Genomic DNA, 23566 nt, shown 5'->3' with positions numbered 1-23566 from the left:
GGGCGGGCTGGTGGTAAGCAGGGGGCCAGGCGGAGGCGCTGTTCCCGCCGCGCAACTCCCTACGGAAAAGGGTGGGTTGATGCCATGACCGAGCCTATCGCCCGCTCCAGGGACCTGCTGCTGGCCGCGGTGAGGGAACGCATCGCGGGGTTCGGCCGGACCCGTGACGCCGCCCTGCTCAGCGGCGCCGACGCGGCGGCAGCGGCATCCGGCCTGCGGGCCGCCACCGATCTCGACGCCGACCAGGAGGCCCGCTACGCGCTCGGCGTGCTGCACTGGCTGCGGCACGTGGTGCTGGCGGAGGAGGGCGGCGGACCGGAGTTCGCGGCGGCGGCCGACCTGCTGCTCCCCCTCGCGCGCACCGCCCCCGAACTCGTGCCCCCGCACCTGCGCGCCGCTCTGGCCCGTGGCGCCGCTTCCCCGTCTCCGGACCAGCCCGCCGCACCCGCGGTACCCGCCGCACCTGCCGCACGCACCGACGCCGCGAGCGCGGCCCGGGCCCGGATCGCCGCCCACGCGGCGAGCGGCGACCTGGCGCCGCTGCGGGAAGCGGTCGGCCTGTTCCGCGCGGCGGCGCGGTCGGCCCGGGGCACGGCGCAGGAGGCGGGCGCCTGGTCCGACCTGGGAGCGGCGCTCCAGATGGTCGCCGACGCCACCGGCGACCCGTCCACCCTCGACGAGGCCCTGGCGGTGTGCCGCCGGGCGGTCGCGCTCACCGCGGACGGCGGCGACGGCATCGCAGACAGCGGCGGCGACGCCCGGGCCGGCCGGCTGGCCAACCTCGCCCTCGCGCTGTCCGCGGTGGGCCGCGGCCGGGCCGGCACCGGCCTGCTGCGCGAGGCGGTGGCGACCGCGCGCACGGCGCTCGACCTGAGCCGTACGGACGCGGCGCGCCGCCGGCGGCTGAGCGGTCTGGGCGCCGCGCTCCAGGACCTCTACGAGCGCACCGGCACGCTGCGGCTGCTCACCGAGGCCGTCGCCGCCACCCGCGGTTCCGTCGCGCCCACCGCGGACGGGCCGCAGGACGACCCGCGGCTGTGGGCGAACCACGCCGGCGCCCTGAGCGCCCTGCACACCCGTACCAGGAGCGCCGCCGTACTGCGGGAGGCGATCACGGCCGGGCGTACCGCCCTCGGTCTGCTGCCGCCGTCCGACCGCGCCCGTGCGGTCCCGTCGGGCAACCTCGCCGTGTGCCTGCTCGCCCGCCACGAGCGCGCCGCGGACCCGGAGGCGCTCGACGAGTCCGTGGCGCTGCTGCGGGCGGCCGTCGGGTTCCCGGGCCTGGACGCGCCGACGCGCAACGCCCTGCTGTCGAGTTTGGGCCTGGTCCTGCGGGCGCGGTACGAGTACCGCGCCGACCCCGACGTGCTGGCGGAGTCCGTCGCCGTGGGCCGGCTCGCCGTCGCCGGACCGCTCGCGCCGGCGCACACCGCTGCCGCGGCGGCCAACCTCAGCCTGTCCCTGCACCTCTCCTACCAGATCACCGGTGACACCGCGCTGCTCCAGGAGTCCGTCGCACGGGCTCGCCAGGCCGCCGAGCTGACCGCGGCCGGGCACCCCGACCGGATGGGGCGGCTGTCCAACCTCGGCATCGTGCTGCGCAGCATCGGCGAACGCACCGGTGACGCGCGGCTGCTGGCGGAGGGGGTCGCGGCCTGCCGGGAGGCGCTGGCCGCCGCCCGGCGCAGGGCACCCGACCGCCCGGCGGTGCGGTCCACCCTGAGCCTGCTGCTGCGGGCGTACGCGGCGGCCGCGGACGACCTCGGCGCGCTGCGCGAGGCGGCCGCGATCAGCAGGGACGTCGCCGCGGGGACCCGCGCGCACGACCCGGACCGGCCGGGGCGGCTGTCGAACCTGATGATCATCCTGCGCCTGCTGCACGCGCGGACCGGTGATCCGTCGGCGCCGGCCGAGGCGGTGGCGGCGGGCCGGGAGGCCGTCGGCCTGCTGCCGGCGGGCCACGGCCACCTGCCGGCGGTGCGGGCCAACCTCGGCCTGTCGCTGGCCGCTCTCGGCACGCTGCGCGGCGACGCCCGGCCGGCGCGCGAGGCGGAGGACCTCTTCGCCCAGGCGGCACAGGACACCGGCGCCTCCACGGTGATGCGGATCTGGGCCCACCGCGAGCGGGCCCGGCTCGCGGCCGCCCGGGCCGGCCACGACGCCGCGATGGCCGCGGTGGAGGCGGCGGTGGCCCTGCTGCCGCGGCTGGCCGGCCGGCGCCTGGAGCGGGCCGACCGGGAGCACGCCCTCGGCCGCGTCAGCGGGCTCGCGGCGCAGGCCGTCGCCGTGGCCGTCGCGGCCGGCCGCCCGCAGCGCGGTGTCGAGCTGCTCGAACGGGCCCGGGGCCTGCTGCTCGCGGAAGGGATGCTGGAGCGCTCCGCGGACCTGGCGCGGCTGCGCGAGCGCGCGCCCGGCCTCGCCGACGAGTTCGTCCGGTTGCAGCAGGAGTTCCTCGCCGACGCGGCGACCGATCCGGTGAGCGCGGCGGAGACCGGCGGCGGGCACCAGGCGGCCGCGGCGGCGGCCGCGCGCCTCGCCGGGCGCCGGGCGGGCCTCGACGAGCGGTGGCAGGCGATGGTCGCCGCGGTGCGGGCCCTGCCGGGCCTGCGCTCCTTCCTCGACCCGGTGCCGCTGGCGGACCTGCGCGGCCGGTCGGCCGAGGGCCCCGTCGTCTACGTCTACGCCGCCGACGAAGGCTGCGGGGCGCTCGTGGTGCCCGCCGGCGGCGGTCCCCCGCTGCCGGTCCGCGGCGCGGTACCGGGAGTGCGGGAGGCGGCCCGGCAGGCCGACGCCCTGCGTGCCGCGGTGGGTGAGGCGCTGACGGCCGGCACCTACGGCGGGCGCCTGCGCGCGGGACGGGAGATGAACGCGGTCCTGGAGTGGCTGTGGGACGCGGTGGCCGAACCCGTGCTGGACGCCGTCGCGGGTTCCGGAGGCGGGTTGCCCGCCCGCCTGTGGTGGTGCCCGGTCGGTGTCATGGCGCACCTTCCCCTGCATGCCGCGGGCCGCCACCGCGAGCGCGCGGGCCGCAGCGTGATGGACCGTGTCGTCTCCTCCTACACGCCGACGCTCTACGCCCTGTCCTACGCCCGGCGCACTCCCGCCCCACGCACCGCGGACCCGGCCGGCGCCCTGGTGGTCTGCGTGCCCGACCCGCCCGGCGCCACTCCCCTGCCCGGCGCCGAGGGGGAGGCGCAGGCGCTGCGGGGCCTGCTGCCGGGCGCCGACGTGCTGAGCGGGCCGCAGGCCGGGTACGACGCGGTGGTGGGCGCGCTGGAGAACCGCTCCGTGGCGCACTTCGCCTGCCACGCCGTCGCCGACCGGGACGTCCCCTCCGAGAGCAGGGTGCTGCTGTCGGACCATCTGGTCACACCGCTGACCATCGGCCGGATCGCCCGGGTGTCGAGTCCGCACGGCGCGCTGTGCTACCTGTCGGCCTGCTCCACGACGCAGGCGGCGCCGCGGCTGGCCGACGAGTCCGTCCACATCACCTCGGCGTTCCAGCTCATCGGGTTCACGCATGTGATCGGGACGTTCTGGCCGGTGGGCGACGAGGGCGCCGTCCGGATCGCCACCCGCTTCTACACCGGTCTCAAGGACGCCGAGGGCCGGCTGCGGGTCGACCGGGCCGCGGAGGTGATCGTGTCCGCGGCCCGGTCGGTGCGCGACGTCATGCCGTCGGCCCCGGTGCACTGGGCCGGCTATCTCCATGCGGGGGCGTGAGGGCGGACCGGGCGCTGCGTGCGGCGGCGGACTCGGCGAGGGCGCCCAGTGCGGTGAACTCCCGCTCGGCCAGTGCGAGATGGCACCCGGCACGCACCGCGGACCGCTCGGCGGCAGCCAGCAGCCCCAGACCGAGGTGGGCGCGGGCGCGCTCGTAGCGGCTGCCGCAGGCGCGCGCTGCCGCGAGCGCGCGCCGGAAGTAGCCCGCCGCGTCGTCGGGAGCGTCGCGGTCCGCCGCCACCTGCCCGAGGCAGTTGAGTGCCATGGCGCCGTCGAGCAGCAGGCCCAGCTGCGAGAACAGGTCGAGCGCTTCGAGCAGGTGGGCCGTGGCGGCCGGGTGGAGGCCGAGCACCCGCTCGACGGCGGCGGCGTCGCGCAGGGCGATCCCGACCTTGCGCGGCGCGCCCTCGGCGCGGTGGAAGTCGAGCACGTCCAACTCCTGGGCCAGGGCCTGCTCGTGGCGTCCGGCCAGGTGGTGGACCCAGGCCAGGTGGCCCAGCGCGGTGTACTCGGCGTGGCGGTCGCCGGCCGCGCGGGCCACCCGGATCGCCTCGTCCAGCAGGCCGGTCGCCTCGTCGAGGCGGTTCCTGGTGGAGTGGGCGAGGGCCGCGTTGCTCAGGGTCGCCGACTCGGCGGCCGCGTCCCCGGCCCGGCGTGCGGCGGCCAGTGCCCAGCGGTGGGTCCGCTCCCACTCGTCCCAGTACCGGCCGAGGAAGAAGACGCCGCGCAGCATGTGGGCGAGCTGCCAGCAGTGCGCGAGGAAGCCCTGCTCGCCGGCGGTCCGGCACAGCAGGACGAGAGCGGGCAGCTCGTCGTTCAGCCAGGCCAGCGCGTCGGCGTGGCCGGCGAACTCGCGGGCCGGCGGGCCGTCGGGGTCGGCGGCGGACGGGAAGCGGTAGCGGTGCGGGTTGAGCCGGAGTTCGGCGTTCGCGCAGCTGCGCAGCACATGGTCCAGCAGCGCGCGCAGGGCCACCGCGACCTGGTCGGGGGAGAGTTCGGCGCGGCCGACGGCCCGGCAGTAGGTGCGGGTGACGTCGTGGAACCGGTAGCGGTCCGGGTCCGCGCGCAGCAGCAGGCCGGCGTCGTAGAGGCGCTCCAGCAGGTGTCCGGCGGTCGCGGGAGAGGTGCGGGAGACCGCGGCGGCGGTCTGGGCGTCCAGGGACTCGTGCGGGTAGAGCCCGAGGAGGACGAACAGCTCGCTCTCCGCCGGGTCCAGGGCGGCGCGGGAGAGTTCGAGGGCGGCGCGGACGCTGCGGTCCCCGTCGTCGAGCGCGGCCAGCCGGCGCTGCTCGTCGGCGAGTTGGCCGGCCAGCCGGCACGGGTCGAGCGGGGTCTCGCCCCGCATCCGCGCGGCGGCTATCCGTACGGCGAGCGGCAGGTGGCCGCACCGCCGGACGATCTCCGCGCACGCGCCGCGGGTCGCCGGTGTGTCGGGGAGTCCGGAGACCTCGTGGAGCAGTGCGGTGGCCGCCGCCGGCGTCAGCCCGCTCAGTGTGAGGTGTTCCGCGTCGTCCAGGGCGGCCAGCCGGTTGCGGCTGGTGACGAGCGTCGCGCAGCGCGGCCCGGCCGGCAGCAGGTGGCGCACCTGGCGGCTGGAGCGGGCGTTGTCGAGCACGAGCAGCAGGGACAGCTCGCGGGTCCGGTCGCGGAAGAGGGCGGCGCGCTCGTCGAGTTCGTCGGGTAGGGCCTGGGCCGGGACGCCGAGCCGGCGCAGCATCCTGCCCAGGGCGTCGGCGGGCGGCAGCGGCTCGGCGCCCTCGCTGTAGCCGTGCAGGTCGAGGAAGAGGCAGCCGTCCGCGTAGCCGGCGCGGGTGCGCCGGGCGACCTCGGTCACCAGCGCGGTCTTGCCGCTGCCGGGCGGGCCGTCGACCTTGTACACCGTCGTCGTCGCGCCCGCCGGGCCGGCGGCGGTGAGCGTCGCCGTCAAGGCGGCGATCTCCTCGTCGCGGCCCCGGAAGTGCCCGACGGCCGGGGGCAGTCCGGAGACCGGTACGGCGCCGCTTCCCCGCGCGGGGACCGGGGAGGGTGCCGGGGCCGCCGCCCGGGCAGCGGCCCCGGCCAGCGCGCGCAGGGCCCCGTCGGCGCCGAGGGCGGTGTCGAGCCGGGCGGCCTCCTGCGGGTCGGGGACGCGCAGCCGGTTCTCGTATCGGCTGAGCACGCTGTGGTCGAGGTGGATCTTCCGGCCCAGGGCGCGCAGCGACCAGCCGCGCTGCTGCCGCAGGTGCCGCAGGAGGGCGGCGAAGTCCGGTTGCTCTCGGAAGTCCGGTTGCTCTCGCATGGCCTGGGCCCTCCCGTCGTTCGGGGATGGTGCGGCACCACATCGGCACCACCCCGGCACCACCGCCGGCCTGGGCGGGGCCGGGGCGCCCTGGCAGCATCGAAACGCACGCCTCCCGGCGCGCGGACCGCGGCCCGATTCTCCCACGCGCGGCCGCGCCGCCCCCGGCTCCGGCCGGATTCGGGAGGGCGCGCATCCCCATCCGACTCATCCGATCGACGGCAGCGGAGGTCTCACCATGGGCGCCTTGAGGCGGTTCGGAGCCGGTCGGTTGCCCCGCGGGCTGCGCCGGGGAGCCGACGACATCCTGCACGGCCGGCGGCTGGAGACGTACGGGATCTTCGGCCTGAGCACCACGCTCACCGCGCTGGGCCTGTTCGACGTCGTCGGAACGCGCGTCGTGCAGAGCATGGTGCTGGCGACGGTGGCGTTCCTCGTGCTGCACACCGAACCGGCGCCGGCCCGGCTCCCGGTGGACGAAGTGCTCCAGGACCGCACCTCCTTCACGCAGTTCGGGGTGCTGCTGCGCGACGCCCGCGACATCCGCGTGTACGGGCCGACGGCCGTCAACGTCGTCGTCAACACCGCGGAGATCCGGCGCGAGGTGCTCCAGCGCGGCGGCACCTTCAGGATCGTCGTGCAGTCGCCCGAGCCCGGCCAACTCGCGCGGACCGCGGCGCAGTTGGACACCAGCCTCGATCTCGGCCAGACCCTCCAGTCGACGCTGAGCGGTCTGCGCAGGCTCGCGGGCGCCGCGGGGTTCGACTACCGGCTGCTGGACTTCAATCCGGGGTTCAGCCTGATCGTGGTCGACGCCCAGTCCCCCGACGGCTACCTGATCGTCGAGACGCACGGCTTCCGCGACGACAGCATCGCCGAGCGCATGCACATCACGATCCACCGCCGCGACTCGCCGAGGTGGTTCGACTACTGGTCCGGGCGCTTCGACGCGATCTGGGAGGCTGCGGTGCCCGAGCCGGTCCGACCGGCGGACCCGGCCCCGGCCCCCGGCGCCGGCCAGGACCCGGCCGGCCGTTCGCCCCTCCACTGACCGGGCCGCCCCGGCACCGACGACATCCCCCGCGGCGCGGGAGAGGAGCCCACCCATGTCCCCGCTCGACGACATCGTCCGCCCGCTGGCGGCGCTGGGACCGGCCGAGGTGACCTGCTGGACCGGCGCCGGCGTGTCGCTGGACGCCCCGTCCTGCCTGCCGGCGGCGGAGGCACTGACCCGGCGGGCCTTCGCGCTGTACTTCGACAGCGGCCCGGACACCGACAGCTTCGGCACCGTGATGGCCCATCACCGCTCGCTCGGCTGGACGGCCCCGCAGATCTGCGACCGGTCCGCGGGCGCGGCCCGCCCCGGGACGGTACGGCTGCCGCGGCTGGAGACCGTGCTCGGCGTCGCCGACCGCGTCCTGGGCGACGACCACCGGGCGCTGCGCCTGCTGGCCGATCTGCGGACGGCTCCGCCCAACCGGCTGCACCGCTTCTTCGCCCACCACCTGCGGGCCGGCGGCAGGCACGTCACCGCCAACTTCGACGACTGCGTCGAGCGCGCCCACGAGGGCGCCTTCGCCGCGCCGCCCGGCCCGGAACAGCTGCTGCACTTCCACGGCTCGGTACGCGACGACCCCCGTCTGGGCACGCTGGGCGCCACGCTCGCCCGGATCGAGGCCGGCTTCGCCGCGGACGAGGCACGGCGGCTGACCCGGGCGCTGCGGCGGGCCCCGGCCGTGGTCGTCGCGGGTTACAGCGGCAGCGACTTCTTCGACGTCGACGACCTGCTCGCCGCCCTCCCCGCGGACGCCCTGCGGGGGCAGCGGGTGACATGGGTCAACCACGGTGTGCACACCGACCGCGGGGCGGACTGGCACCAGGTGCCGCGCGGCCGGCAGCCTGCCATGGCCGGGCTGCTGCGGGCCGCCGGCGCGGAGGTGGCGGTGGTCTGCGGACCGACCGCCGACTTCTTCGCGGCGCTCGCCGCGGCCTGGTCGCTGCCGGCCCTGGCCGCGCCCGGCCGCCGGACGACGTGGTGCCCCGACGTGCCGGTCTCGCACGCCGAGCGGATCGCCGCGCGGCTGGCCCTGTACCGCGCGCTCGGCCTGGTCGGCGAGGTCGGGGCCATGCTCGCCGAGGAGGCCACGCGCTCCGCGGTGCCACCCGCGCAGGCGCGGTGGGCGCTCTCCGAACTGCTGTGGGAGAAGGGCCGTTGGGGAGAACTGCGGCGGGTCTGGTCGCGGGGCGTGCTGCCCGCGGGCATCGACCCCGTGCACCGGGCCGAGCGCATCGGGGCCTGCCTGTGGGTGCAGGGCCGGCTGCTCCCCGCGTACGTCTGGCTGCACCGGCACCGCCGCGGGGCAGCAGCGCCCGCCGCGGCCCGCGTGCTGATGGAGACCGAGGGCAGGGTGCTGGAGCACATGGCCCTCGTCCCCGGCATGAAGCTCCTGAGCCGGCTGCTGACACCGGGGTTCCTGCGCGCCCTTCAGGCGCACCTGCCCGACAGCGACGTCCATCTGCGGCGCAGGCTGCTGGACGTGTCGAGCAGCCTGCGGGCGCTCGCGGCCGGCGCACCGAGGCGGGACGACCGGGCCGACGGGGAACGCACGTGGTTCGCCGAGACCGGCAACCTGCTCGGCTGGCTCAACTACCACCACCGCCTGCTGCGGGACACCTACGCGCCCGACCGCCCCGACGGCGAGCTCGGGCAGGACTACCGCCGGGCGGCGGCGATGTACACGTCCGTCGGTTCCGTCGCCGGCGCGGTCCGCGCCCGGCTGCTCCCGGGAGCGGAGCGCGTCTTCACCGTCCCGGAGTACCTCGGCGGGCTGATCGCCCTCCAGTACGGGTGGTTCCACCGGTTCAGGCTGGCCATCCGGTTCGTCCCCCTGCGCGTCCTGCACCTGCTGCGGGCGGCGCGCCGTGCGCGCACCGCCCGCCGCGACCACCACCGCACGAGTGAACGGAGTGGAGAATGACCGTACCGGTGATCTCGATCAGCCTGGCCGACGGCCCCGCGGGGGAACTCGACCTCGGCCGGGTGCGCGCGTCGCTCGCGCGAGAGGGGTACGCCTACGTCAGGGACGTGCCCGAGGACTTCGACTACGTCGGCCAGCTGAGCCGGCTCGGGGCGCCCGCCGCCCAGTTCGACGGGGCCATCGTGCGCGAGGTGCGGCCGGAGCCGACCGTGGACAACACCGTCTTCTCCGCGTCCAACACCCGCGAACTCATGCCGCACACCGAGTGGTTCGAGTACCCGGGCCACCCGCCGCGCTACGTGGCCCTGTGGTGCGTGCGGCAGACCGAGGGCCCGGGCGGGGAGACCACGCTGGCGGACGCCTACTCCTTCGTGCGGACCCTCACCGCGCGGGACCGCGAGCACCTGCTGTCCTCGGTCTACCCGTGGCAGCCCAGCGCGGTGCTGCGCAAGCTCGGCATCGACTTCCACGCCGACCACCCGCTGCTGGAACGACACGGCGGCGACGTCATCGTGCGCTTCCCCTGCGACGACCGGTGCGCGCGCTTCGACGACCTGATGGAGCGCTTCCTGACCGCGGGCCGGGAGTACTTCGCGGCCCACCACGTCGCGGTCAAGATCGAGGAGCGGGCCGTCCTGGTGTGGGACAACTGGCGCATGATGCACGCCCGCAACGCCTTCACCGACGAGGTGCGGCACCTGCGGCGGCTCCTCGTCTCCGCCACCGTGTAGCCCGGCCGACCGCACCCGTGGAGGCAGGTTCGGATGAAAGCGCTCATACTCGCCAACGGCCGCGCGGACCGTCTCGGTCCGCTGTCCCTGGCCGCCCCGAAAGCACTGCTGCCCGTCGCCAACCGGCCCGTGATCTGGTACGTCATCCAGAGTCTGCGCGAGGCGGGCGTCGAGGAGATCGCCGTCACGGTCGGCCCGCGGACCCGGGCCATCGCCGAGTTCGTCGAGCCCCTGGGCGGTCCGGCCTGCCCGGTGCGCTGCCTGTGGGAGCGCCGGCGCACCGGGACCGGCGGCGCGCTGCGCGACCACCTCGGCTACATGGAGGGCGAGCCGATCGTGGTGGTGCCCGCGGACATCATCGCGGGGGTCGACATCCGGGCCCTGGTGCGGCAGCACCTCGCGCACCCGGCGTCCGTCACGGTGGCGGTGGCCCGGCAGGACCCGGCCCGGTGGGACGGCGACTTCCTGGTCACCGACGGCCCGGTGGTGACGGAGTACCTCTTCAAACCCGGCGCCGGCGCTCCGACCGCGCTCGGCTCGACCGGTGCGTGGGTGGTGCGCCCCGACGTCGTCCCCCTGATCCCCCGCACGGGCTTCTGCGACTTCTCCGCGCAGGTCCTGCCGGGCCTGCCGGGCGCGGGCAGGTCGTTGGGCGCCTACGACGCGGGGGTGGTCTACCAGCGCGACGTCGGTGTCCCCCAGCGCTACTGGCAGGGCAACATCGAGGCGGTCAGCGGGAGTTCCCCGGCCAGCCGCTACCTGCCCGGGCCGAGCCCGGCCGCACCGCGCGGCGGAGCCACCGTCGTGCGCGGGCCGGTGCTGATCGCCCCCGACGTCACCGCCCACCCCAGCGCGCGGATCTACGGCCCGGCGGTCCTCGGGCGGGGCGCGGTGATCGGCGCGCATACCTCCATCGTCTCCTCCGTGGTCCTGCCGGGCGCGGAGGTCCCCCCGTACAGCCTGCTGTCGGGCTCGGTGTTCGGTACGGCCCACCATCTCGACGGCGCGCTGCTGCGGCCCGACACGGCCGGCCGGGCGGACCGGCTCGTCGGCGCGGCGGGCGGAGCACGATGACACCGCGGGCCTCGAAGGAGGAGGGAGCCGGCATGGAGCTCTTCGTCAGTATGGAGGCCCACCGCGCGACGTACGAGCAGCAGCTCGCGGTGGCCCGGGCCGCCGAACGCCTCGGTTTCGGCGGGGTGTTCCGCTCCGACCACTTCCTGGGCTGGGCGCCTAGCGCCTCGCCCGGCAGCCCCACGGAGGTGTGGACGACGCTCGCGGGGCTGAGCCGTGAGACCCGGCGGGTCCGCCTGGGCAGCCTGCTCAGCGCGGCCCCTTTCCGGTCGCCCGCGCTCCTGGCCACGGTGGTCGCGCAACTGGACGAGATGAGCGGCGGCCGGGTGGAACTGGGCCTGGGGGCAGGCTGGTTCGCGCGCGAGCACCACGCGATGGGCGTGCCCTTCCGCTCCCCGGCCGAGCGGTTCGCCGCGCTGGAGGAGCAGCTCGCGATCATCCGCGGGCTGTGGGAGGCAAGTGCGCAGCGGCCGTTCGGCTTCGCCGGAGCGCACCACCGCCTCCAGGCGAACCCCGGGCCGCGGACCGGGTCCGGCCGTCCCCGGCCGCGGATCACCGTCGGCGGCCGGGGCCGGGTCCGCACACCGCGGATCGCCGCGCGCTTCGCGGACGAGCACAACCTGGCCAGGCCCTCGCCGGAGGCGGCCGCCGCCGCGATCGCGCGCGGCAGGGCGGAGTGCCGGGCGATCGGGCGCGATCCGGCGTCCCTGCGGCACTCGGCACTGCTGCGGGTGTGCTGCGGCACCACCGAGGACCAGGCGCGCGAGCGCGCAGCACGGGCGGGCGCGGGCCGCGCGCCCGGCACCGTGACGGGCACGCCGTCCCAGGTGGTCGCGGAACTCGCCGGCTACGCGGCCCTCGGCGTGAGCCGCGTCTACTGCCAGCTGGTCGACCTCGCCGACCTGGCCCATCTGGAACTGCTCGCGAGCGCAGTCCTCCCGGAGGTGGAAGCGATGACCGGACCGAGGGCGTGATGCCGCGCCTCGTCAGCACCCTGGACCAGCGGGCCTTTGGGGGCCTGGAACTCGACGTGGACCGGGTCCGCGCGGCCCTGGCGGCCACCGGGCACGTGTACCTGCGCCGCGTCCCCGACGGCTTCGACCACGTCGCCCAGCTGACCCGGCTGGGGCCGGCCGTCCCGCAGTTCGACGGCGTGGTGGTGCGGGACATCCGACCGGACCCGGCGGTGGACAACAGCGTGTACCTGCCGTCCAACACCCGCGAACTGCGGGCCCACACCGAGTGGTTCGAGTTCCCGGGGCCCCCTCCGCGCTACCAGGCGCTGTGGTGCGTGACGCAGGCCGAAGGGCCGGGCGGGGAGACCACCCTCGCCGACTCCTACGACTTCGTCGCGGGCCTGCCGCCGGAACAGCTCGCGCGGCTGCGCGCCAGGTCCTACACCTGGACGCCGACCGCGGCGCTCGCCCGCTCCGGGGTCAGCTATCGGTGCCGCCATCCGCTCGTGGAGGACCGGCACGGGGCCCTGGTGGTCCGGTTCCCCTGCGACGACCGCTGCCGCGACCACGACGCGCTGATGGCCGGCTACCTCGCGGCGGGCCGGCGCTACTTCGCCGAGCACCGCCTCGCCGTACGGATCGAGGAGCGCGGCGTCCTGGTCTGGGACAACTGGCGCATGATGCACGCCCGCAACGCCTTCACCGACCGCAGGCGCCACCTGCGCCGGCTCCTCATGGCGGACCGGCGGTGAACGCCGGCCGCCGCCCGCACCGGGGGCGGCGCGCTCCCGCCGGCACCCCGCTCCCCGCACCGGACACCGCGCGGGGCCGCGCGCGGTGCGCACACGCACTCAACGGAACCGACCGCGTCCCCGGCCTGCGGGCAGGGGGCGGACCCTCGTGAGGAGAGCCGCAATGACCCACGTACCGCGTCCCGTTCCGACGACGGACGAACTGCGCACCGTAGCCGCCGGCATCCGGGCCTTCGTCCTCGCCGCCAACAAGCATCCGGGCGGCAGTTCCTCGGCGGTGGAGGCCGTCACCGCGCTGTACTTCTCCGGCGCCACGACGCTCGGCCCCGGCAGCGGCGAGGAGGGCGACCGGCTGGTGTACTCCAAGGGCCACGCGGTCGCCCCCTGGTACGCCGCGCTGTGGGCCCTGGGCGCGGTCCCGGGGATGTCCTGGCAGGAGCTGGCCGGCTTCGGGCAGGTCGGCCACCGCCTCGGGCGTATGCCGCGCCGCGGCCAGCTTCCCGGCGCGCACATGAGCACCGGCGCCCTGGGGCAGGGGCTCAGCTTCGGCGCGGGGCTCGCGCTGGCCGACCGGCGCGGCAACCTGGGCCGCCGCACCTTCGTTCTGCTCGGCGACGGCGAGTGCACCGAGGGGCAGGTGTGGGAGGCGGCCATGACCGCCGCCGCGCTCGGCCTGCGCAACCTGGTCGCGCTGGTGGACGCGAACGGGTCCGGGAGCGTCATCCGGCTGCCCGCGGACGACTGGGCCGCCCGTTGGTCGGGTTTCGGCTGGCGTACCAGGGAGGTGGACGGCCACGACGTCGCGGCCGTGACCGAGCACCTGCGGGAGGCCCCGGCCGACCGGCCGACGGCCCTGATCCTGCACACGGTCAAGGGCCGCGGCCTCGCGGCGGAGGTGGAGGGCGGCAACACGCTCGGCGCGGAGGCCGCCCCCCGGCACCTCCCCGACCTCGACACCGGCCGGCTGCTGGACCGCGCGCTCGCGGTGGTCGACACGTACACCGCGGCCGCCGCCGCGCGGCGGGCGGCGCCGGCCCCCACCGCGCCGGCCCCCACCGCGCCGCCGCCGTGCCGCCCCGCGTGGGCCGACGGCCCCGCGCTGCTGCGCCGGGTCGCCGAGACGCCGGTCGGCCGGGCGCCGGTGGCCAAGAAGACCCTGGGCCCCGAACTGGCCGACGCTCTGGCCGGACTGCCGCTGCTGTGGATGGCCCCCGACGCGATCCGCAACTCGGGGCTGCTGCCCCGCATGGCGAGCACCGGCTCCTGGAGCTGGCACAACCGCGCATCCGACGTGCTCCAGTGCGCGATCGCCGAGCAGGACGCGGCCTCGCTGGCCGGCGGCGCGGCCGGCGCCGGCCTGCGCCCCGTGCTGTTCTCGATGGAGGGCTTCTACTGGCGCATGCTCGACCAGATCCGGGAGTCGATCGTCTTCCCGCAGCTGCCGGTGCTGCTGGTGGGGACCTCCGGCGGCCTGGGCGACCCGCTGGGGCCGATGGTCCAGTCCGACGGCTGCCTGGCCGCCCTCGGCGCCCTGCCCGGCCTGGAGATGTTCGAGGCGGCGGACGTCAACACGGCGAAGTACCTCGCCGTGCAGGCGCTCGCCGACGGCCGGCCCGCCTACCTGCGGCTGCCGCACGAGGCGGTGCCCGTGCGCCACACCTTCGCCGAGCTGGGCGCGGCCCCGCTCCAGGACGGTGTGCTGACCCTGCGCGACCACCCCAGCCCCGACCTGGTCGTGCTCACGGCCGGGGCGATGCGCGAGGCCGCGGTGCGGGCCGCCGACCTGCTCACCGAGGAGCGGCACCGCGCCGTGCGCGTCGTCGAGGTCGTCAGCACCACCAGGTTCGCCCGCCTGGCCGCCGCCGGACGGGAGCGCCACCTGCCACGGGGCACCGCGGCCGCCTGCGTCCACAACGCGCCTTCGACGGTCCTCGGCCGCTTCCTGCCCCCCGGCGGCCTGGCGTTGGGCGCCGACGGGTACGGCGCGGCCGGCTGGCCGCAGGAGGCGCTGTACGAGGCCGCGGGGCTGACCGCCCGGGCCGTGGCCGACCGTATCGCCAAGGAGTTGCTGTGACCGCCACCGCCTCGCGCCTGGAGGTCGCGCACGGCGCGGACGGCGGGTTCGACGTGACCGCACGCCGCGCCGACCGCTACCGCATCCACCTGGAGAACGGGCTGACGGACCGTCTCGCCGACCACCTGCGGGAGTTGGTGGCGGCGCTCGACGCCCACCGCATCGTGCTGACCATGGACACCGTGGTCGCGGCGCACCACCTGTCCTCGGTGTCCGCCGTGCTGGCCCGGGTCGGGGTGCCCTTCGACGTGGTGCTGGTCGCCGAGGGCGAGGCCACCAAGTCGCAGTCGGGCCTCCAGGGCCTGTGGCGCTCGCTCCAGCGGGTGAAGGCGACGCGGCGCACCCTCGTGCTGGGCGTCGGCGGGGGCATGGTGTGCGACCTCACCACGGCCGCGGCGGCGACGTACATGCGCGGGGTGCCGTACGCGCTGGTGCCCACGACGCTGCTGGCCCAGGTCGACGCGGCGATCGGCGGGAAGGGCGGGATCAACTACGACGGGACGAAGAACCTGGTCGGCGCCTTCCAGCACCCGGCGGCGGTCTTCGTCGACCCCGAGCTGATCCGCACCCTCCCCGACCAGCACATCCGCAACGGCCTGGCCGAGGTGGTCAAGGTGGCGCTGATCGCCGACCCCGGACTCTTCGCCGTCCTGGAGCGGTCCGTGGGGCGCGGGGCCGCCACCTGGCCGTGGGACGCGATCATCCGGGCCGCGATCACCGCGAAGCTGCTCCTGCTGGCTCCCGACCCGTTCGAACAGGCCGACCTGCGCCGGCTGCTCAACCTCGGCCACTGCGTCGGGCACCCCTACGAGGCAGCCGCGGGGTTCCGCGTCCTGCACGGTGAGGCGGTGGCCGCGGGGCTGGCCGTGGCCACCGCCCTGAGCCTGCACGGCGGCCACTGCACCCGCGGCGACCACGACCGCATCCTGGCCGTGCTGTCCGGGCACCGGCTGCCCACCACCGTCCCCGCACCCCTGCGGGCGGACGTCTGGGACGCGTTGGAGGCGGTGCGCCGCGTACGCAACGGGCACCTGCACCTGGTGGTCCCGGCCGCGCCGGGGCACTGCACCGTGGTCGACGACGTGACCCGGGAGGCGTTCGACCGGGCGCTGCGCCACCTCGACCGCCGGTGCCGGCCATGACGGCGCCGGACGGCGAGTGGGTCCTGCTGGAAGGAGGCGGCAGCAGGACCTGGGCGGCGCTGTCCCGCGACGGCCGTGAACGCGCGGCGGCCGAGGGCTCCTCGACCAATCCCCGCTCGGTCGGGGCGGGCCCCGCCCTGGACGGCCTCGGCACGCTGCTCGCCGCGCTGCGGCCCGCCGTGGCAGTGCCGGGCGGGTCGGTGCGGGGGGTGGTCGCGGCGCACGGCGCGGCGTCCACCGCCGTCTGCGCCCGGCAGTTCGCCTCCCTGGTCCGGCACGCCTGCGAACTCGCGGGCCTGGGGGCGGCGCCGGTCCTGGTGACCAACGACATCGCCCCGCTGCTGCTCGCGGACGGCCCCGCCGCAGCCGTGTGCGCCGTGGTGGCCGGCACCGGGACGGGCTTCGCGGCGGGCAACGGGCAGCGGTGGGCGCGGGCCTCGGGGCTGGAGTGGCTGCTCGGCGACGAAGGCGGCGGCTACGACCTGGCGGTGTCCGGGCTGCGCGCGGCGGTGCGCGCCGTGGACGGCCGGGGCCCGCGCACCGCGCTCACCGGGGCCGCGCGCGAGTGGTGCGGGCGAGCGGGCGGGCCGCGGGCGGACGCGCCGCTGGGCGAGGCTCTCTTCGCGGCGGTGCACGCGGCCCGTTCCAAGGCCGAGGTCGCCGACTTCGCCCCGTACGTCCTGCGCTGGGCGCAGGGCGGCGACCACGTCGCGGCCGCTCTCGTCGAGGCGGCGGCCGAGGAGTTGTCCGCCGGCGTCCTGGCCGTCACCCAGGCCGCGGGCATCGGCCCGGGGACCCCGTACGGCCTGGTGCTCGCCGGCTCGCTGCTGACCGCCGCCGAGGGGCTGCGCGGCCGGCTGCTGGACCGCCTCGCGGCCCGCGCCCCGTGGACGTCCGTGCGCTACCACACCGCCGGCGACAACCTCGCGGCGCTGCTGCGGCTGGCCGGCGTCTGGCGGGACCGCCCGGACGTGCTGGCGCGCCTGGCGGGCGCGCTGCCCACCCATGTCGACGCGGCACCGCGCGGGCCGTCCGCCCGCGCCGGGGGGCTGCCCGCCGGCGGCAGCGGGGGCGCGTGATGGCCGGGGCGCGGTCCGGTGCGGGCGGTGCGGGCAATGCGGGCGGTGCGGGCCGGGCCGTCCCACCGGTACCGGGACCGGCGGGGGGCGGCCTCGACCCGGGGCTCGACGCGCTGTTCGGCAGTGCGCTGGACCGCTGCCGCCTCGCGGTCCGGGAGTTCCGGCGCGCTCCCACCCCGGCCCGGGTGAAGACGAACGTGTACGGCAGGCCGGAGCCGGTCTGCGATCTCGACCTGCGGCTCCAGGCGATCCTGGAGGACGCCGCGCGCCGCGCCCGGCCCGCCAGGAGGGTCGTCGCGGAGGAGAACCGGCTGCGGCTGGGCGCCGTACCGGACCGGTGCTTCCTGATCGATCCGCTGGACGGGACGGTGCCCTTCCTGCACGGCTCGGCCACCTATTCCATCGCCATCTGCCAGATCGACGCGGGCCGCCCCGCGCAGTCCCTGGTCGACCTGCCCGGCTACGGGCTGCGGTTGGCCGCGGCCCCCGGTGTACTGCGCGTCAGCGGCTCCCCGCAGGCACTCCCCTGGTACGGGCCGCGTGCCGTGCTGACCGGGCCCGGGCGCTCGGGGCCGCTCCAGGCCCTGCTGGAGCGGACCGCGCCGGGCCGCTACACGGTCCGTGAAGTACCCACCACCAGCGTGAAACTGGTGCTGGTGGCGCTGGGCCGGGCCGCGGCCGCCGTCCGTCTCCCCGCGCCGGGCAGCCCTGCCGTGGCCCCCTGGGACCATGCGGCCGCCGCGATGGTCCTGCACGCGGCCGGGGGCCGGTTCGCGGGCGCCGCCGGAAAGCGGCCGGCCCCCGCCCGCCCCACCACGCTCACCGGGTGGCTGGCCACGGCTCCCGGCTGCGCGCCCCCACTGGGCATCGGCGCCCTGCTGGTGCCCCGGACCGGAAGGCGGACATCTCGATGACGTCACAGCCCACCACGACCGACGGATGGCGGGGCCTGCCGGGGCCCGGCTGGAGCGAACGCGAGGTGCTCGCCGTCCTGCACGGCGTCCTTCCCACCCTCCTCGCAGGACGGGACCGAGGAGCGGACGTACTCGTCGGCCACGACGGCCGGGCCGGCTCCCGCGAACTGGCCGGGCTCGCCGCGGACTGGCTCGCCGGGCGCGGCACGTCCTGCCGGCTGGCCACCGGACCGGCGCCCACGCCCGCGCTGGGGCGCATGGTGCACGAGGACGGCGGGCTGGCGGCGGCGGTCGTCATGACCGCCAGCCACAACCCGCCGGGATTCTTCGGGCTGAAGGTCCGCGACAGCGCCGGATACGGCGTCGTGTGGCCGCCGGCCGCGGTGGACGCGGGCGCCGCGTCGGAGCCCGCCGAGGTCGCGGTGCGCCCGCACCGCGCCGTCGACGCGGCCGCCGCGTACGCGCGGGGGGCGGTGGGGCGCGCGCTGCTCGCCGGCGCCCGGCGCTTCGGCGGCCGGCGCTTCGGCGGCCGGCGCTTCGGCGGCCGGCTGGTGGTCGACGCCGCCCACGGCGCGGTCGGCGCCCTCGCACCGCACCTGCCGGGGCTCGCCTTCCACCGGGCACGGCCGCTGCCCTTCTTCGCCGGCGCCACCCCGGACCCGACGCTGCGTCAGCAGGCCGAAGCCGTCGCGGAGCGCGTGCTCGCCGGCCTGCCCGACGCCGGCCGCGGCCTGGTGGCCATGGTGGACGGCGACGGGGACCGGCTGGCGCTGTTCACCCGCCGGTCACGGTTCATCGGCAGTGCCGAGCAGGCGGCGCTGCTCCTGCGGGCCGGCCTGCCGGCCCGCAGGCTGATCACCACCGCCGTCGCCCCGCTGATGGTGGCCCGGGCGGTGGCGGCGGACCGGCCGGACGTCGAAGTCACCGAGACCGCGGTCGGCTTCAAGCACATCGTGGCGGCCTGGCGGAGCGACCCCCGGCCCGCCCTGGGGCTCGAGCCCAACGGGGCCCTGGTGTGGCCGGGCCCCGACGGCGCCGGATACTTCGAACGCGACAGCCTCGCCGCGCTCGGCACGCTCCTCGCCGCCTTCCCCGCCGTCGCGGACCTGGACGACGCGGTCACCGCGCTGCGCGGCGACCACCCCTACCGGCAGGACATCCACACCGTCGCGCTGGAGCCGGAGGAGGTCGTGGCCCGCGTCGCGCGGCTGCTGCCGGGCTGGCACGCCGCCGCCGTCGAGGACCGCTGGGTGTTCGGTGACGGCGGGCACGGCCGGATCACCGTGCGCCGCGCGGCCACCGAACCGCGCACCCGGCTGTACGTCGAGGCCGAGCCGGCCGTCGGCGCCCGTCTGCCGGCCGCGCTCCGCGCGGCACGGAACTGACCGGCACGGAACTGACCCGGCACGGCACGGAACTACCGGCGCCCACGGAACTGGCCGGCGTTCAGGGCGTGGGGACCAGCAGGCCCGCGGCGAACAGGCCCGCGAGCCCCATGTCGGCGTCGGTCAGCTCGCCGGTCAGCACGTGCCGCACGTACTCCTCGACCGGCAGGGTGACCGGCTCGATGAACTCCGCCGCGTCCAGGGCGGGTTCGCCCACCTTGCGGCAGTCCCACGCCACCACCGCGTGGCGCAGGTGGGTGGCGTAGGACGCGAGGTAGGTCTTCATGACGACCTCGACCCGCCCCGCCCGGTAGCCGGTCTCCTCCAGCAGTTCGCGGGCGGCGGCGGCCGCGACGTCCTCACCGGGCTCCACGATGCCGCCGGGCAGCTCGTCGAGGACGCGCCCCGGCCCCGGGCGGAACTGCCGTGCGAGCACGCCCCGCCGGTCGTCGGTGAGGGCCACCACGGCCACGGTGCGCGGCCCGCAGAGGATGTCCCACTGGTCCTGCCGGCCGTCGGGGTAGCGGTAGGTACGGCTGCGCACTTTCAGGAATCCGGCCGCCTTCGGGCTCTCGCGCACGAGTTCCCAGTCCAGGCCCGGAGGTTGGTCGTCCACGGCCGGGAGTCTATCGGGGGCGGCCGGTACGGATGCCGCCGTCCACGACGAGCACCCGCCCGTCGCCCGGCCCCGACAGGGCCTCGCGCACCAGGACGTTGTCGCCCAGGCAGCGCACGGTGCGCACCGGCCCGGTGAACCTCTGCCGGCCCCCGAAGAGGCGCAGTTGCGTGGAACAGGTGCGGGCGGCGTCCCCCAGGTCGGGTCCCGCGGCGTGCAGGTGGTGAAGGAGTCCGTGCTGCGGCACGGCATGATCGCCCTGCTTCCCGTCACCGCGGTGACCGAGGAGGTGGCGCCGGGGTCCCTGTGCCTCGCGGAGGTCCCCAGTCTGCCCCTGCTGCGCTCGACCGTCGTCGCGACACGGCCGGACAAGGCGCACGACCCCCGGATTCGGCCGTTCGTCGAGGAACTGGCGCGGCTCCACGCGGAGGACGCCGCCGGCGCCTCCCGCGGCGTCACCCGGGTGCTGGCGGAGGAACAGCAGCCCGCGGTGTGACGAGGCGCGCCGATCCGCCCGCGCGGCCCGGTTCACCTCGCAACTCGCTTACGGCGAGCCGACGTTGAGCGCCGGCAGCGGCACACACGTCCTGGGCATGTCACGCACGGACCTGTATAGTCCCGACGCATGACGACGACGAACCTGGTGCGACGACTGGTCATCGACCTGTGCCGCTGCCCCGTCGTGTGTTGTCGCTGACCTCCCGCCCCTGAGGCGTAGCGCCCGCTTCGAGGCGCCGCCGGTCCGGGGTGTTCCGGCACCGCGCCACGCGGTCCTTCCTTGCCCCGTCGTACGCCTGGCCGCCTCGCGGCGCGTACCGCCCCTTCCTGCCCGGCCGCGGTGACTGCCGGCCGGTCCCCTCCGCGGCGGACCGGCCGCCGCGGCCTGGCCCTGTCCGGTCCCCTGGAGGCCGACGATGCCCACCGCACCGCCTGTTCCGGAAACCGGCTCCAGCCGGCCCCCGCGGTCCACGTCACCCTTGCGCCGCCGCCGCGGCGCCCGGGCCGGCCGGGCGCTGCTCGTACGGCTCGGGCTGCCGCTGCTGTCGCTCGTGTTGTTCCTCGTGCTGTGGCAGGTGGCCGCGGCCAGCGGACGGTGGAGCGACATCCTGGTCCCTTCACCGGCCAAGGTGTGGGACGCGTTCATCGACGTGTCCACCACGCACGACGGCGTACGCGGCTACAACGGCACGCTGCTCATCGACCACCTGGCCATCAGCCTGCGGCGGATCGGCATCGGCGCGGGCAGCGGCATCCTGATCGGCGTGCTGTTCGGCCTGCTGATGGGGAGCGTCGGGTGGGTACGCGCGCTCTTCGAGCCGTGGGTCACCTTCCTGCGGACGCTGCCGCCGCTGGCGTACTTCTCGCTGCTCATCGTGTGGTTGGGCATCAACGAGCAGCCGAAGATCACCCTGCTGGCGGTGGCGGCGTTCCCGCCGGTGGCCGTCTCCACCACGACCGCGGTGGCCGCGGTCCCCGGCAGCCTCGTCGAAGCGGCCCGGGCGATGGGCGCGTCACGGTGGGAGGTCGTCCGGGACATCGTGATCCCCTCGGCGCTGCCGGAGACCTTCACCGGTATCCGGCTGGCCGTCGGCGTCGCGTACTCGTCGCTGGTGGCGGCCGAGTTGGTGAACGGGCTGCCCGGCATCGGCGGCATGGTCAAGGACGCCGCCAACTACAACAACACTCCCGTGGTGATCGTCGGCATCTTCGTCATCGGCATCTCGGGCCTGGTCATCGACGGTCTGCTGCTGTGGCTGGAGCGTACGGCGCTGCCCTGGCGCGGCCGTAGCTAGACCCACCCCGCACCCGTCCCCGCCCCTTCGTCCGATCCCCGTTCCCCCGCGGTCCCTTCGCACAGAAACGGCTCCCATGACTTCTTCAGCGAACCGTGCCGGCACCCGCCCCGCCGGCGGCCGGCTCACGCGTCGCTCCGTGCTGGCCGCCGCCCTGGCGGCAACGACCACCGCGGCGGTCAGCGCCTGCGGAGGCGGCAGCGGAAGCGGCGGCGCGGGCGCAAAACGGCTGCGCCTGGGGTACTTCGCCTTCCCCAGCGGCGACCTGGTCATCAAGAACCAGAAGCTGCTGGAGAAGGCGCTGCCGGACTACAAGATCAGCTGGATCAAGTTCGACTCGGGGTCCACGGTCAACCAGGCGTTCCTCGGCAAGTCCCTCGACATCGCGGCCCTCGGCTCCAGCCCGTTCGCCCGCGGGGTGTCGGGGTCCTCGCCGATCCCGTACAAGGCCGCCTTCGTACTCGACGTCGCCGGCGAGAACGAGGCCCTGATCGCGCGCAAGAGCACCGGCATCACCTCGGTGGCCGGGCTGAAGGGCAGGACGGTCGCCACGCCCTTCGCCTCCACCTCGCACTACAGCCTGCTCGCGGCGCTGACGCAGGCCGGGCTCACCACCTCGGACGTCAAGCTCGTGGACCTCCAGCCGCAGCCGATCCTCGCCGCCTGGCAGCGCGGCGACATCGACGCCGCCTACGTCTGGCTGCCCACCCTCGACGACCTGCGCAAGACCGGGAACCAGCTGATCAGCAGCGCGCAGATCGCCGCCGGCGGCAAGCCGACCCTCGACCTCGCCGTGGTGACGAACGAACTGATCGCCAGCGACCCGCACGCCATCGACGTCTGGCGCAGGACCGAGGCGCAGGCCCTGCGGCTGCTCAAGTCCGACCCGGAAGGCTCCGCCAAGTCCGTCGCGGCCGAACTGGACATCAGCCTCGCGGACGCCAAGGCGCAGCTCGCACAAGGGGTGTTCCTCACCCCCGGCCAGGTCGCCTCCGCCGAGTGGCTCGGCACCGAGGGCGCGCCCGGCAAGCTCGCGGACTACGTCACGAGCACCGCGCGGTTCCTGGCGGACCAGAAGCAGATCGACGCCGCGCCGACCCGCGACACCGTCGCCAAGGCGCTCTACCTGAAGGGACTGCCCGGTGCCTTCAACTAAGCCCGGCGGCACGGCGGAACCCACCGGTGACACGGCGGAACCCACCGGCCCCGCGACGCGCCCGGCCGGCGCGGACCACCGCCCGCAGGACGACGGCACGGAGCGCCCCGGCTCCGTGCGGCTGCGCGATGTCACCCACCGGTACGGCCGCGGCGACCAGGCGGTCACCGCCGTCGGACCGGTCGATCTGACCGTTCCCGCGGGCGAGTTCCTCGTCCTGGTCGGCGCGTCCGGCTGCGGGAAGAGCACGCTGCTGCGGCTCATCGCGGGCTTCGAGCAGCCGACCCACGGCACGGTCGAGGTCTCCGGCGCCGCGCCGCGGCCCGGCCGGGCCGCGGGCATGGTGTTCCAGCAGCCCCGGCTGTTCCCCTGGCGCACCGTGCGCGGCAACATCGACCTCGCGCTGCGCTACGCCGGTGTCAGCCGCGACCAGTGGCCGCGGCGCCGGGCCGAACTGCTCCAGCGCGTCGGCCTGGAGGACGTCGAGCAGCGGCGTACGTGGGAGATCTCCGGCGGCCAGCAGCAGCGTGTCGCCATCGCGCGGGCGCTGGCCGCCGAGCACCCGCTCTTCCTGCTGGACGAGCCCTTCGCCGCGCTGGACGCGCTGACCCGGGAACGGCTCCAGGAGGACATCCGCAAGGTCACCGACCAGACCGGCAGGACGGCGGTCTTCGTCACCCACTCCGCCGACGAGGCGGTGTTCCTCGGGAGCCGGATCGTCGTGCTCACCAAGGGCCCGGGCACCGTGGCGCTCGACCTGCCGATCGATCTGCCGCGGGGGGAGGTCGGGGCGGACGAGCTGCGGGAGTCCGCGCACTTCGGCGAGTTGCGCGCCCGGGTCTCCCATGCCGTCAAAGCCGCCGCGGCGTGAGGGAGTCCGGTGTTCCCGCACTCGAAGGCCCCGCCCGTAGGCCC

The 23566-nt window shown here is 76.3% G+C and carries 19 protein-coding genes; 16 read left to right on the top strand and 3 right to left on the bottom strand.

Features of this window, described 5'->3' with window-relative positions; genetic code table 11:
- The first annotated feature begins 84 nt into the window (after positions 1 to 84).
- A complete protein-coding gene (locus AC3EVP_RS31000; protein WP_435135658.1) occupies positions 85 to 3723 on the top strand; it encodes a CHAT domain-containing protein in 3639 nt (1212 codons plus the stop codon).
- On the opposite strand, the gene AC3EVP_RS30995 is transcribed toward AC3EVP_RS31000, so the two are convergent.
- Complete coding sequence (locus AC3EVP_RS30995; RefSeq protein ID WP_435135656.1) at positions 3671 to 6001, bottom strand: ATP-binding protein; 2331 nt, start codon at positions 5999 to 6001, stop codon at positions 3671 to 3673. The two genes, AC3EVP_RS31000 and AC3EVP_RS30995, sit on opposite strands and share 53 nt — an antisense overlap.
- A gap of 247 nt (positions 6002 to 6248) precedes the next feature.
- On the opposite strand from AC3EVP_RS30995, the gene AC3EVP_RS30990 reads away from it, so the two are divergent.
- The 11 genes from AC3EVP_RS30990 to AC3EVP_RS30940 all read left to right on the top strand — a co-directional run bounded on the left by AC3EVP_RS30990 (position 6249) and on the right by AC3EVP_RS30940 (position 19086).
- Positions 6249 to 7052 (top strand): hypothetical protein, encoded by an 804-nt coding sequence (locus AC3EVP_RS30990; protein WP_435135654.1) that lies wholly within the window; start codon positions 6249 to 6251, stop codon positions 7050 to 7052.
- Between the two features lie 55 nt (positions 7053 to 7107).
- Positions 7108 to 8979: a hypothetical protein gene (locus AC3EVP_RS30985; protein ID WP_435135652.1), complete on the top strand. Its 1872-nt coding sequence runs from the start codon at positions 7108 to 7110 to the stop codon at positions 8977 to 8979.
- Entirely contained in the window at positions 8976 to 9710 is a 735-nt protein-coding gene (locus AC3EVP_RS30980) for a TauD/TfdA family dioxygenase (RefSeq protein WP_335984012.1), read from the top strand. Before AC3EVP_RS30985 ends, AC3EVP_RS30980 begins: the two co-directional genes overlap by 4 nt.
- Positions 9711 to 9743: 33 nt before the next feature.
- A complete protein-coding gene (locus tag AC3EVP_RS30975; protein ID WP_435135649.1) occupies positions 9744 to 10784 on the top strand; it encodes a nucleotidyltransferase family protein in 1041 nt (346 codons plus the stop codon).
- A 32-nt stretch (positions 10785 to 10816) separates the two neighbouring features.
- Entirely contained in the window at positions 10817 to 11758 is a 942-nt protein-coding gene (locus AC3EVP_RS30970) for an LLM class flavin-dependent oxidoreductase (protein ID WP_435135647.1), read from the top strand.
- Positions 11758 to 12492, top strand: a complete 735-nt coding sequence (locus tag AC3EVP_RS30965; protein WP_435135645.1) for a TauD/TfdA family dioxygenase — start codon at positions 11758 to 11760, stop codon at positions 12490 to 12492. Before AC3EVP_RS30970 ends, AC3EVP_RS30965 begins: the two co-directional genes overlap by 1 nt.
- 163 nt (positions 12493 to 12655) lie before the next feature.
- Positions 12656 to 14566: a transketolase-like TK C-terminal-containing protein gene (locus AC3EVP_RS30960; protein ID WP_435135643.1), complete on the top strand. Its 1911-nt coding sequence runs from the start codon at positions 12656 to 12658 to the stop codon at positions 14564 to 14566.
- Entirely contained in the window at positions 14563 to 15708 is a 1146-nt protein-coding gene (locus AC3EVP_RS30955; RefSeq protein WP_435135641.1) for a 3-dehydroquinate synthase, read from the top strand. The genes AC3EVP_RS30960 and AC3EVP_RS30955 overlap by 4 nt, the downstream gene beginning before the upstream one ends.
- On the top strand, positions 15705 to 16787 hold the full coding sequence (locus AC3EVP_RS30950) for a BadF/BadG/BcrA/BcrD ATPase family protein (protein ID WP_435135639.1): 1083 nt from the start codon (positions 15705 to 15707) through the stop codon (positions 16785 to 16787). Before AC3EVP_RS30955 ends, AC3EVP_RS30950 begins: the two co-directional genes overlap by 4 nt.
- The gene (locus AC3EVP_RS30945) at positions 16787 to 17701 is read left to right on the top strand and encodes an inositol monophosphatase family protein (RefSeq protein WP_435135637.1); all 915 of its coding nucleotides are present in this window, start codon (positions 16787 to 16789) and stop codon (positions 17699 to 17701) included. The genes AC3EVP_RS30950 and AC3EVP_RS30945 overlap by 1 nt, the downstream gene beginning before the upstream one ends.
- Positions 17698 to 19086, top strand: coding sequence for a phosphohexomutase domain-containing protein (locus tag AC3EVP_RS30940; protein ID WP_435135635.1), 1389 nt, complete (start codon positions 17698 to 17700; stop codon positions 19084 to 19086). Before AC3EVP_RS30945 ends, AC3EVP_RS30940 begins: the two co-directional genes overlap by 4 nt.
- A 61-nt stretch (positions 19087 to 19147) precedes the next feature.
- On the opposite strand, the gene AC3EVP_RS30935 is transcribed toward AC3EVP_RS30940, so the two are convergent.
- Complete coding sequence (locus AC3EVP_RS30935) at positions 19148 to 19702, bottom strand: NUDIX hydrolase (protein ID WP_435135633.1); 555 nt, start codon at positions 19700 to 19702, stop codon at positions 19148 to 19150.
- Between the two features lie 10 nt (positions 19703 to 19712).
- Complete coding sequence (locus tag AC3EVP_RS30930; RefSeq protein ID WP_488179836.1) at positions 19713 to 19949, bottom strand: RraA family protein; 237 nt, start codon at positions 19947 to 19949, stop codon at positions 19713 to 19715.
- Here AC3EVP_RS30930 and AC3EVP_RS30925 point away from each other — a divergent pair.
- The 4 genes from AC3EVP_RS30925 (at position 19845) to AC3EVP_RS30910 (ending at position 23522) form a co-directional block, all read left to right on the top strand.
- Positions 19845 to 20198 (top strand): LysR substrate-binding domain-containing protein, encoded by a 354-nt coding sequence (locus tag AC3EVP_RS30925; protein WP_435135686.1) that lies wholly within the window; start codon positions 19845 to 19847, stop codon positions 20196 to 20198. The genes AC3EVP_RS30930 and AC3EVP_RS30925 overlap by 105 nt on opposite strands.
- A gap of 418 nt (positions 20199 to 20616) precedes the next feature.
- Positions 20617 to 21495, top strand: coding sequence for an ABC transporter permease (locus AC3EVP_RS30920; protein WP_435135629.1), 879 nt, complete (start codon positions 20617 to 20619; stop codon positions 21493 to 21495).
- 76 nt (positions 21496 to 21571) lie between these two features.
- A complete protein-coding gene (locus tag AC3EVP_RS30915) occupies positions 21572 to 22651 on the top strand; it encodes a taurine ABC transporter substrate-binding protein (protein WP_435135627.1) in 1080 nt (359 codons plus the stop codon).
- A gap of 115 nt (positions 22652 to 22766) precedes the next feature.
- Complete coding sequence (locus tag AC3EVP_RS30910; protein ID WP_435135684.1) at positions 22767 to 23522, top strand: ABC transporter ATP-binding protein; 756 nt, start codon at positions 22767 to 22769, stop codon at positions 23520 to 23522.
- The last annotated feature ends 44 nt before the right edge of the window (positions 23523 to 23566 follow it).

It is taken from the genome of Actinacidiphila sp. bgisy144 (genome assembly GCF_057708105.1).
Note: the sequence above shows the minus strand (reverse complement) of the source record. Positions and strands in the feature narration are given on the sequence as shown.